Origin of the sequence: Chamaesiphon polymorphus CCALA 037 (assembly GCF_003003845.1) — a bacterium.
In the GTDB taxonomy this organism is placed as follows: domain Bacteria; phylum Cyanobacteriota; class Cyanobacteriia; order Cyanobacteriales; family Chamaesiphonaceae; genus Chamaesiphon; species Chamaesiphon polymorphus.
In genome coordinates this window covers 1-11,249 of record NZ_PVWO01000158.1, presented here as the reverse complement: position 1 = coordinate 11,249, position 11,249 = coordinate 1, and the positions used below count along the sequence as shown (strand labels likewise).

Genomic DNA, 11,249 nt, shown 5'->3' with positions numbered 1-11,249 from the left:
CCACCCATCCACCCATCCACCCCTCTCCCCGCTTTCTGCCTAAAACCTCATTCCCTCGTGCGTAAATTTAAATTTAAGTTTCCAGTAGTTCGAGTATTCAAAGTCCTGTTGGTGGGATGTATGCTGGTATTTGCCCTCAGCGTCTACGCCCGCAAAATCGAACCCAATTGGCTGGAAATTACCCATATCGATATTGAGTTACCCAAGTTAGATCGCGCCTTTAATGGTTATCGGATCGTCCAAATCAGCGATCTCCATGCTGGGGATGGGATCGATCGCGCCCAGTTAGAAAAAGTAGTCGAACTTGTCAACGCTCAAAATCCAGATTTGGTAGTCATCACAGGCGATCTTGTCAGTCGCAGACCCCGGCAACATGTCAATCTATTAGATACCCTCACCAAATTGCGTCCGCGCGATATTACGCTGTCGGTACTCGGCAATCACGACGTATTTAACGATCCGACACCCGTTCGTCAGGCGATCGCCAAAGCTGGGGTTACCCTGCTCGAAAATACTGTCTATAACGTACAACGCGATCGATCGACATTACACATCGCTGGCGTGGGTGATGTCTTTGCAGAACTAGACGATCTCGATCGAGTCTTGAAGCAATTACCCGCTACTGGAGCCGCAATTATGCTCGCTCACGAGCCAGATTTTGCCGATGAATCTGCTGCAACTGGCCGATTTGGACTCCAGCTATCCGGACATTCCCACGGCGGACAAATTCGGTTGCCCTTCTATGATGGCTACGTACCCGATCTTTCTCGTAAATATCCCTTGGGACGCTATCAGGTGGGCAATATGATTCAGTACACCAATCGCGGCATCGGTACGATCAAGATCTATTCCCGATTTAACTGTCGTCCAGAAATTTCGGTATTTAGTCTAGTCGCTAGTAGCTAGTGACTGGTAAGGTAGGGGATAGTGAATAGTGAATAGGGGATAGTGGATAGTGAATAGGTAACAAGGTAATTGTTAAAGAGCGAGGCTAAACTGCCAATATTGCCTACAACACAAAAGTTGAGGAACTATGGGGGGTCGATCGAGTTCCAACGCTCCGCAGGAGAACTCACACTCACAATTGAAAATACCTAACAAACAACTATCGAAGCTCTAATCCATCCACTATCCACTATCCACTATCCACTATCCACTATCCACTATCCACTATCCACTCCTATGGCATCTATTCGTGAGTTGCACCATCAGCTTGTTACCAAAGAAAGATCGGCAGTAGAAATCGCCACCGAAGCGATCGATCGAGTCGAGCAGCTCGAACCCAAACTGCGCAGTTTCTTATGTACCACACCCACACAAGCTCTCGCGCAGGCACGATCGGTAGATGCCAAAATTGCCGCAGGTGAAGATATCCCCCTGCTAGCGGGTATCCCGATCGCGCTCAAGGATAATATGTGTACCCAAGGTATCGCGACTACCTGCGGTTCCAAAATTCTCGCAGGCTTCGTGCCGCCTTACGAGTCTACCGTCACCCAAAAGCTGCAAGATTTAGGTGCGGTATCTTTGGGCAAAACTAACCTAGATGAATTTGCGATGGGTAGTTCTACCGAAAATTCGGCCTATCAAGTCACCGCCAATCCTTGGGATTTAGAACGCGTACCAGGCGGATCTTCAGGCGGTTCGGCTGCGGCTGTATCGGGTTCAGAATGCGTTGTATCGCTCGGTTCGGATACTGGTGGCTCGATTCGTCAACCTGCGGCTTTTTGTGGCGTGGTGGGGCTAAAACCGACCTATGGACTGGTATCGAGATTCGGACTGGTGGCTTATGCCTCCTCGCTCGATCAAATTGGCCCATTTGCTAGGACAGTTGAAGATGCTGCAATATTACTGGAAGCGATCGCGGGTTACGATCCTAAAGACTCAACCAGCCTCAAGATCGAGATTCCCAAATACTCCCAACTGCTGACTCCAGATTTACCGAAGGGTCTTAAAATTGGCGTCATTACCGAAACTTTTGGTGAAGGTTTAGATCCGCAAGTCGCTGAATCCGTCCGTCAAGCGATCGAACATTTTCGTTCTTTAGGTGCCGAAGTTCGCGAAATTTCTTGTCCCCGCTTCCGCTACGGCTTACCCACCTATTACGTCATCGCCCCTTCCGAAGCATCGGCAAATTTAGCCCGCTACGATGGCGTCAAATACGGCTTTAGAGCCGAAGCTGACAATCTAATGTCCATGTACACCCAGACTAGGGCGGCTGGGTTTGGTGCCGAAGTCAAACGGCGGATTATGCTGGGTACCTACGCACTTTCGGCTGGTTATTACGACGCCTACTACCTCAAAGCTCAAAAGGTGCGAACGTTGATTAAAGAGGACTTTGAAGCCGCTTTTAGTCAGGTAGATATTTTAATTACCCCCACCGCCCCGACAACTGCTTTTAAAGCTGGCGAAAAAACTGCCGATCCCTTGAGCATGTATCTCTCCGACTTAATGACTATTCCCGTCAATCTCGCTGGATTGCCTGGAATCAGTATCCCCTGCGGTTTCGACGATAAAGGAATGCCGATCGGGCTGCAATTACTCAGCAATGTCCTCCGCGAGGATCTATTGCTACAAGTCGCTCACGTCTACGAGCGATCGACCGAATGGCACAAGCGATCGCCTCAAATCTAAGTCGTTATTTTTAATATACCTGTAGGACAATTTCTGAATTACTCCACAGGTATATTGACATCCGTCTATATAGCTTGATAATATATCGATGTTCTTAAATATCGATATACATCGATATACTTATGAAGCACTCTCGTGAATTATTAGCAGAATTCATTGGCACCTTCGTGTTGATATTTGCTGGTACGGGAGCCGTAATGGTCGATAAACTCAGCAACGGTGCTATTACCCATCTGGGCATTAGCATCGTGTTTGGTGCGGTGGTAACGGCGTTAATCTATAGCCTCGGTCATATCAGCGGCGCACATTTCAATCCAGCCGTAACGTTAGCTTTTTGGCGCAGTGGCTTTTTTCGGCGCAATTTAGTGTTGCCTTATATTTTGGCACAAGCACTAGGTGCGATCGCAGCTTCCCTGCTATTGCGAATCTCGCTAGGTGCCGTGGGCAATCTCGGTGCGACGATGCCCAAAGATGGAAATTGGCTGCAATCCCTGATTCTAGAGACAGTGCTGACATTCATCTTGATGTTAGTAATTTTTGGCTCTGGCTTGGATCGCCGCGCCCCGATCGGGTTTGCCGGGATCGCGATCGGCTTGACAGTGGCTGTAGAAGCGGCTTGTATGGGGCCAATTACGGGTGCGAGTATGAATCCAGTGCGATCGCTAGGGCCTGCTCTAGTCGGCTGGAATTGGTCGCACCATTGGCTCTACTGGGTCGCACCAATTTTGGGCGCACAGTTGGCAGTAATCGTCTATGGCCATCTCTCGAATGATTTTTCCGACCTGAAGAATTAGGCTTTAGGCTTTAGGCTTTAGGCTTTAGGTTTTAGGCTTTAGAACTGCCTTCCAATTTACTCCCAACTCCCAACTCCCAACTCCCTGCTCTCAACTCTCAACTCCCAACTCCCAACTCCCAACTCTCAACTCCCAACTCCCAACTAAAATCTAGGAGAAAATCATGAAACGCGTAATGTTTGTCTGCAAAAAGAATTCGGCTAGGTCGCAAATGGCTGAGGGTTTTGCTAGGCACTTAGGTGCGGACAAAATCGAAGTAACCAGTTCGGGATTGGAAGCCAGTACCGTCCGTCCAGAAGCGATCGCGACGATGAAAGATGCGGGGATCGATATTACCAGCCAAACCTCGAAAGCTTTGAGTGAGTTTCAACCCGAAGATTTTGATATAGTCATTTCCTTGTGTGGTTGTGGCGTAAATCTCCCCCCAGAATGGGTGAAGCGCGAAGTATTTGCCGATTGGCAACTCGACGATCCGGCAGAACAACCAGAAATCTTTCCCAGAGTGAGAGAAGAAGTACGCGATCGAGTAACTAAACTGATTGCATCGATATAGCCAACTTAGTCTAAGATATAGCCAACTTAGTCTCAAGGAGATCGACACGAAATGAACGCAATAGTAAAAAAATCCGCTAAAGTTTTGGGGCTACTGGCGTTGACGATCGGTGCCACTGCAACAGCAAATACATCAGCCCAACATCACACTCTGGCACAAGGGTCTGCGGGAGATGCTGGAAAAGCCAAAACATCAGCGATTAGGATTGATGGTTCGAGTACGGTGTATCCGATTACTCAGGCGATCGTCAAGCTATTTCAAGCAGATCCCAGCAATAAGGGGCAACAAGTTGAAGTTAAAGTCTCTGGTACGACAGGTGGGTTTGAAAAGTTCTGTACTGGCAAAACAGACATTAGTAATGCTTCTCGACCAATCTTGCTCGCAGAGATGGAAACTTGCAAGAAAAATGGGGTGAGATACATGGAGTTTCCGATCGCTTTTGATGCACTGACGATCGCCATCAATCCCCAAAATGATTGGGCCAAAGATATTACTGTCGCCGAGCTGAAAAAGCTCTGGGAGCCTGCGGCGCAAGGCAAAATCATGCGCTGGAACCAAGTACGTCCCTCTTGGCCCGATCGACCGATCGCACTATTTGGGGCGGGAGACAAGTCTGGTACTTTCGATTATTTTACCGAAGCAATTGTCGGAAAATCGAAATCTAGCCGCAAAGACTATACCCCTAGTGAAGATGACGAAGCCTTGGTAGCAGGAATTAGTAAAGATCCAAATGCTTTGGGTTATTTTGGTTATGCTTACTACCAAGAAAACCAAAGTAAGTTGAAACTATTAGCAGTCGATAACGGTAAAGGGGCAATCTTACCATCGACTCAAACCGTTGAAAAAAATCAGTATCAACCACTTTCTAGACCTTTGTTTATTTATGTGAATCCGCGCTCTAGTACTAATCGACAGGTAATTGGTAAATTTGTCAGACTATATATCAATAAAGTCTCGACAGTAGTTGATTCGGTTGGCTATGTACCTTTGCCAGACAAAGTTAGAGAAATTAATTTCATTAACTTTAATCGCGGTAAAACAGGCACTGTATTTGCTGGTAAAGCCAGGATTAACTCAAAAATTTCCGATCTATTACCAAAAAAAGCCGAGTATTAGGTTCGGAATTAACTGGAAATTCAAACTAATGGAACAGTCAGCAATACAACCAATTGTCGAAAACTTATGGTGGGTAATTCCAGGCAAACTAGCAGGTGTTCGGAAGCCAACATCAGCCGAGATTGAGGAGCTACAGAAAGTGGGAATTGGGGCGATCGTCTCAGTAATGCATGACAAATCCAACCTGGAATTGTATCAGCAGGAAAATATTCCTTATCTGTGGCTGCCGATCCAGATTGCTAGTTCGCCCAGTCGATCTCAAGTCGCAGAATTAATCGATTTTGTCGATCGACATCATCGTCAAGGTGTGGGAACAGCCATCCATTGTACGGGTGGTTTGCATCGAACGGGTACGATGCTCGCTGCTTATCTAATTTTGAATGGTTCTGCTTATGAAGATGCCATGCGAACGATTGAAACTGCTAACTCACAAGCGTTGCTGGAACTAGCTCAACAAGTCTTTTTGCGCTCTCTAGCTGCGAGAGATAGTAAATCATAAACCCGATCGAAACACTGCTCGTAACTGCAAGTCTAAATTAAGCGGTCGCACTCTAGTCATATAGATTTAAACAGATGGAGCAGAAAACAATCGAGCCAATTGTCGAAAACTTATGGTGGGTTATTCCTGGTAAATTGGCAGGTGTTCGCAAACCCACCGCAGACGAACTGAGCGAGTTACAATCTGTAGGGATTGGAGCAATTGTCTCTGTCCTCGACGATCCCTCTAATTTAGATCTGTACGAGCAGGGAGAGATGCCGTTCCGGTGGTTGCCAATTCAGGGAGGCACCCCACCAAGTCGAGACCAGATCCAGGAATTAGCAAGCTTTATAGACGAACAAAATCGTCAAGGTTTGGCTGTTGCCGTTCATTGTACCAATGGATTGCGGCGGACGGGAACCATGCTGGCGGGCTATCTAATTCATGTTGGTTCATCCTACGAAGCGGCAATCCAGACAATTGAGTTGGCAAATTCTCAAGTCGAACTGCGAGCGGCTCAAACTGAGTTTTTGCGCTCTTTAGCAGGTGAGCCAATCTGATACAGCTTCTAATTATTGGCAGTAGCAACGCGAGACTCATTGCTGCGTTAAGCGCGAAAGAATGAGATACGGACTTTGCTACTGCTTTGTTTCACGATATGGCTGCAAATGACCTAAATGACCTCGATTCGAGCTACACACCACCATTAGGTAGTCCTGGGGATGCCATAAAAATCGTGGCTCAAGCTCGGACAACACAAATTTCTAAACCAGAGACATTCGTGCATCTATGACCAGATCGACCCATCCACCCAAAATCTTATTTTTATACGGCTCCTTACGCGAGCGATCCTATAGTCGGTTGCTGGCAGAAGAAGCAGCTCGCATCATTCAAGAATTTGGCGCAGAGGTCAAATTCTTCGATCCGCGCGAGCTGCCGATTCAAGGTAGCGTCCCTGATACGCATCCCAAAGTCCAGGAGCTGCGAGAATTGAGCCTGTGGTCGGAAGGGCAAGTTTGGTCTAGTCCAGAGATGCACGGCCAAATTACAGGCATTCTTAAAAATCAGATCGACTGGATTCCGCTGAGTTTGGGAGCGGTTAGACCGACTCAAGGTCGGACATTAGCTGTGATGCAAGTCAGTGGCGGTTCTCAGTCTTTTAATGCTGTTAATACGATGCGGCTGTTGGGACGATGGATGCGAATGTTTACCATTCCCAATCAATCATCTGTCGCCAAAGCTTACCAGGAATTTCATGAAGATGGCACGATGAAGGACTCAGCTTATCGCGATCGAGTGGTCGATGTGATGGAAGAACTTTATAAATTCACGCTCTTATTACGCGATGAAGTGGATTATCTGACCGATCGTCACAGCGAACGCAAGGAGCTGGCAGCTAAAACAACTACCTAAACAAGCAGGTAGGGGTAATTGATGAATTATCCTACCTGCTGTTTAACAAGACAGATACTTTAAATGGATAAGCCTAATTTCAAGCCCATCAAAGCATGAACGACCATGAGGATGAGAATCGTGCTGCCAAAATATGCGTGAAACTTCCGAAATTCGGGCTTATTATCGCCAAATCCAGTCCCAGCAATTAAGGCATTAATTGCTAGAAAAGTTAATAGCACAGTTGCCGTCCAGAAGTGAGGACTGGACATTACAGCATGTTTTTGGATGACTAAAGACAAGACCCCACCAGTCGCACCGATCGCCATAAATGCGAACATTACTGGCATAATTTTTCGATGCTCTGCCTTACTTTCGATCGCAGCTTGTGGATCGCTAGCTGTTAATATTCTACCTTTCCAGCCAGCGTAGGCCCCATACCCACCCATCGCAAACATGACGATGCTCATAAAAAATGGATGTCCCCAGTGGGTGAGCGGTTCTGGGAGTGAGAGCGCGCGAAATTGACTCGCGATCGGTTCTAATAATTGTGATAACTGTTCGCCCACGATCTCTGTACCATCCTATGTGTAGATTTGTTTCGATCGCTATTGTACTAGGGGATCGGGGATTGAGGATAGGGACGCATAGCCAAAGTTTCAACTCTCGACTGAATTTAATCCTTCCATTACCCAGGTGACATAGGTACCGATCGGACTCCAGAGCAGATAGGGTATTAGTAGGATCGTGCCCATTGCGGAGACGGGATAGACTAATATGGCCAGAATCAACCCTATAATCCAGCCTGCGGCACCGACGATCGTACCTGCTCTAAGATTCTTAAACCAAAACATCGAGGGCGTGTAGAGCATAATTGCCACCTCTAAGAGCAGATACAATGCCATCAGTCCCCAAGGTGGGTTGGCGGCGGGGGCAGCTTCCCAGACATTGTATGCCGACCAAACACCACAAATCAAAATTACCGTCCAAATTACAGGAATCAATTTCTCAAATGTCAGCCAGTGCGGACGACGCTGGCGATTGAACCAGCGATTGCCTTCGGGTGTATTCAATCGTGCCAGCCCGAATGCCACTAAGATCGCAACAACACCAATTACCAGCCAAGATTTAATCATGAAATTAGGGTATTAGATTTTAGGCTTTCAATTATCAATTATCAATTATCAATTATCAATTAATGTTTCTCTAACTCGCATTAAAGTCAACCCGAGTTGATTTCGACCCGTCCCATCTTTACCGCAGCCCCAATAGTAATCATTAGGCGCATTTTCGACGATCTGTTCGTCGCCAGTCCCCAGTAAAATTTCGCGAATATCTAAGTGAATTTGAAATTTGCACAACACCGCCCTGTACATAATTTCATCTTTAACTTGTTCCCAATCACTGCGCAGGGGCAAACTGCGTTTTCTGCCAAGGGTGGCAGCATCTTTAGGCGTATTCACCGATCGAATTTGTTCGAGGTAGGGCGTACCGACAAATTTTTGGGCTTGGAAGTAGTGTTCGGTGGTAGTCCACCACAATTTGTCCATGACAAAACCATGTCTGGAAAAGTTAGAAAAGCAACCATAAGGCTGCTCTCGATCGCTATAGAAGTATATTGTCAAGTGATTTTAGATTGTAAAGTTTACAAACGTAGTGCATCTAAATTCGCCGATACTGCACTCGCCTCCACCAGAAAATACAGCGCACGCCAAGTTTACCTTAACGTGCGCTGTATCGATCGAGGTAGATCTTAGAACAATCGTTCGTTATTCCTGTGCTGCTGTAATTGGCGGTGCGGCAACTGGGGTGACATTTAGCGTAATCGTCTGTCCGTTCCGACGCAATTGCACTGGGAAGCTACTGCCAATCTTCGTCTTTTCGATCGCTTGTTGCACCTGATTAGAATTGCGGACGGGTTTGCCATTAACATTCAGAATGACGTCCCCAGGCCGGATTCCGGCTGATGCTGCGGGCGAGTTACGAACGACCCGCGCGATTAGCGACCCTTGCTCGACATCGATCTTGAGATTGGCGTTGGCATCGTTATTGATATCTTCTTTGAGCTGGCTAGTCAGATCGATCATCTGGATGCCCAAGAAGGGATGTTCGACTTTGCCATTGGCAATTAGTTGGCTGGCAATCCGTTGGGCTGTATTAATGGGGATCGCAAATCCCAAACCTTGGGTACCGCGCAAAATGGCAGTATTCACGCCGATGACTTGTCCGGCGGCATTGAGCAAAGGCCCGCCAGAGTTACCAGGATTGATCGCCGCATCGGTTTGGATATAGTTGACTCGCTTGTCGCGTGCGCCAATTTCTGCACTAGTCCGTCCGGTACCACTGATAATTCCTGCCGTGACAGTATTATCTAAGCCGAGGGGATTACCGATGGCAATCGCCCATTCGCCTGGTTTGATCGCATCAGAGTTGCCGATGGGGATGCTGGGAAGATTCTTTTTGTCTACCTCGATTACCGCCACGTCGGTGACTAGATCGAGTCCTCTGACTCTGCCCGGAATCGTGCGTCCGTCTCTGAGAGTGACGGTTACTCTCGATGCGCCAGAGACAACGTGAGCGTTGGTCATAATCCGCCCTTGATTATCGATGACAAAGCCCGAACCCGTGCCTTGTCTGACTTCCCGCTCGGTCGATCGATTTGGCGCAGTAGAGCCATTGCCGAAAAACCGTCTAAGGATAGGATCGTCTATGTAATCTCCAGATGCCGAACGACTAGCAACGGTAGTCGAAGCATTGATTCTGACCACAGCAGGGCCGACTTTATCGACAACCTGAGTGATAAAACTATTATTGGCAGTAGCTAAGATACTGCTGCTACTAGCTATGGGCGAGTTAGCTACTGCTGGTGACTCAATTGCCGTGGGTAATTGTTCTTTCGCAGCTAGGTAGCCGAACGAACAACTAGCAACGGTACTCAACAACAGTAAAGAGAAATATTTACTACCTTGACGCAATCTATTGACAGCAGTGTTTGTTGCTGGCGCGATCCGATTGTCGATTGGTGCTTGGTCTGGAGAGCGATCTTGAATGGGTAATTTTTCTTGGGGTTCTGACATATAAATCACACCTATACAATTCTGGTAGCAATCTCAGCTAACTGGCTTCGGTTCCGAACTTTAAATCGGTCGGATGATACCAGAGTAAACATATCTTAAAAGTTTAGCTAGTCATCATGACGCACTGTTGTTAAGTTTGTTGCAGATCGCGGGTAATTTCGATAATTCAATCGCGATTTGGGGTCGCCAGAGCGCAGACGATCGAGGTTTTCACCGCGCTCTTAGTTAAACGGTTATAACCACCCAACTATTGCAAACGGATCTGCCGCCGTTCGTTGCCAGCCAACCGATACCGCAGTTGCGTACTTCAATTCTACAACTAAAAAATCCCGGTTGTATCTCCCCATCGAAGTAGTATTTTCCCAACCTCGATTACTTCCAGTAGGCTACGCCAACGACTACTGAAACTCTGTCGAGGGGGTTGGCGATCTACCATTATCCAACAATGCGCTACGGCTAAAAAATTCCCGCAGTTTCATACAATCGTCGGAGGATCGCCGCGATTTTAATTGTATACTGCCCCTCTGCTGACCAGCGACCGTTTAACTGTCGCATCGTCGGGGCAACTCCTCGCTTGACTAGTTCAAATCTAGGCGCGACGCATTCTTGCACTAAAAAATCATTACTAGCATAAGCTTTGAGTTGTTGGATGTGAGCGCGAACACCAAACCGTAAATTGGTGAATTTTGCCCATTCTGCCTGCCTGTCGCCCAGACTGGCAAAATTATTAAATTCTGGTAAGATCGCCCCCCCAAATGTCAGGAAGCGGGTTTCTAGACACATTTGCGCGAAGGCTAAATCGTGATTTACCCCTTCAGCTTTAGCTTCTTCGACATATATTTCGGCTAGCTTAGGAAAATCGACCAGAGCTTCGGGATTATTGGCACCGAGAAACTCACTCAGATGAGTCGCGGTAGTCTGTCCCGAACACATAATGCGATCGAATTCATCAGCACTGAAAGAATGTTGAGAACGGATATTGTAAGTGCGCCCGATTTCGGAGACGATCGAGATATTGAGATCTCGCAATTCGATCGCTTTGAGATACACGATCCCACGATATCTAATCCGGCGCATCTGCGGATTGAGCGCGAGATTGACGCCCAATCTATCGGCGAGATCGATCGGGATATACACATTACCATCGATCGAGATCCCCCATTCGGGATAGGGTTCGTTATTAACCTTAAGATGGACTGGTACTGTCC

Annotated in this window: 13 protein-coding genes; 8 read left to right on the top strand and 5 right to left on the bottom strand. The window is 47.3% G+C overall.

What is annotated here, in order from left to right; translation table 11 throughout:
- From C7B77_RS13670 to arsH, 8 genes are all read left to right on the top strand, one after another.
- Positions 1 to 906, top strand: a 906-nt coding sequence (locus tag C7B77_RS13670; protein ID WP_342761356.1) for a metallophosphoesterase, incomplete at its 5' end; no start/stop codon positions are given.
- Positions 907 to 1,182: 276 nt separating this feature from the next.
- Positions 1,183 to 2,631: an Asp-tRNA(Asn)/Glu-tRNA(Gln) amidotransferase subunit GatA gene (gene gatA / locus C7B77_RS13665; RefSeq protein ID WP_106305560.1), complete on the top strand. Its 1,449-nt coding sequence runs from the start codon at positions 1,183 to 1,185 to the stop codon at positions 2,629 to 2,631.
- 122 nt (positions 2,632 to 2,753) lie between these two features.
- Positions 2,754 to 3,425, top strand: a complete 672-nt coding sequence (locus tag C7B77_RS13660) for an MIP/aquaporin family protein (RefSeq protein ID WP_106305557.1) — start codon at positions 2,754 to 2,756, stop codon at positions 3,423 to 3,425.
- Between the two features lie 163 nt (positions 3,426 to 3,588).
- The gene (gene arsC / locus C7B77_RS13655; RefSeq protein WP_106305554.1) at positions 3,589 to 3,978 is read left to right on the top strand and encodes an arsenate reductase, glutathione/glutaredoxin type; all 390 of its coding nucleotides are present in this window, start codon (positions 3,589 to 3,591) and stop codon (positions 3,976 to 3,978) included.
- A gap of 51 nt (positions 3,979 to 4,029) precedes the next feature.
- Positions 4,030 to 5,094 (top strand): PstS family phosphate ABC transporter substrate-binding protein, encoded by a 1,065-nt coding sequence (locus tag C7B77_RS13650; protein ID WP_106305551.1) that lies wholly within the window; start codon positions 4,030 to 4,032, stop codon positions 5,092 to 5,094.
- A 28-nt stretch (positions 5,095 to 5,122) separates the two neighbouring features.
- Positions 5,123 to 5,593 carry a protein-tyrosine phosphatase family protein gene (locus tag C7B77_RS13645; RefSeq protein WP_106305548.1) on the top strand — a complete coding sequence of 157 codons (471 nt, stop codon included), beginning with the start codon at positions 5,123 to 5,125 and terminating at the stop codon, positions 5,591 to 5,593.
- Between the two features lie 74 nt (positions 5,594 to 5,667).
- Positions 5,668 to 6,132: a phosphatase domain-containing putative toxin gene (locus C7B77_RS13640; RefSeq protein ID WP_106305545.1), complete on the top strand. Its 465-nt coding sequence runs from the start codon at positions 5,668 to 5,670 to the stop codon at positions 6,130 to 6,132.
- Between the two features lie 229 nt (positions 6,133 to 6,361).
- On the top strand, positions 6,362 to 6,985 hold the full coding sequence (gene arsH / locus C7B77_RS13630) for an arsenical resistance protein ArsH (protein WP_106305542.1): 624 nt from the start codon (positions 6,362 to 6,364) through the stop codon (positions 6,983 to 6,985).
- Positions 6,986 to 7,044: 59 nt separating this feature from the next.
- Here arsH and C7B77_RS13625 read toward each other — a convergent pair whose 3' ends face one another.
- The 5 genes from C7B77_RS13625 to C7B77_RS13605 all read right to left on the bottom strand — a co-directional run.
- A complete protein-coding gene (locus C7B77_RS13625; RefSeq protein ID WP_106305539.1) occupies positions 7,045 to 7,533 on the bottom strand; it encodes a DUF4079 domain-containing protein in 489 nt (162 codons plus the stop codon).
- Between the two features lie 90 nt (positions 7,534 to 7,623).
- Positions 7,624 to 8,100 (bottom strand): TspO/MBR family protein, encoded by a 477-nt coding sequence (locus C7B77_RS13620; protein WP_106305536.1) that lies wholly within the window; start codon positions 8,098 to 8,100, stop codon positions 7,624 to 7,626.
- A 48-nt stretch (positions 8,101 to 8,148) separates the two neighbouring features.
- Positions 8,149 to 8,589 (bottom strand): riboflavin biosynthesis intermediates N-glycosidase, encoded by a 441-nt coding sequence (locus tag C7B77_RS13615; RefSeq protein WP_106305533.1) that lies wholly within the window; start codon positions 8,587 to 8,589, stop codon positions 8,149 to 8,151.
- Positions 8,590 to 8,733: 144 nt separating this feature from the next.
- Positions 8,734 to 10,041, bottom strand: coding sequence for an HhoA/HhoB/HtrA family serine endopeptidase (locus C7B77_RS13610; RefSeq protein ID WP_106305530.1), 1,308 nt, complete (start codon positions 10,039 to 10,041; stop codon positions 8,734 to 8,736).
- A gap of 456 nt (positions 10,042 to 10,497) precedes the next feature.
- Positions 10,498 to 11,249: glucosaminidase domain-containing protein (locus tag C7B77_RS13605; protein ID WP_181243862.1), on the bottom strand; the 752-nt coding region annotated here is incomplete at its 5' end.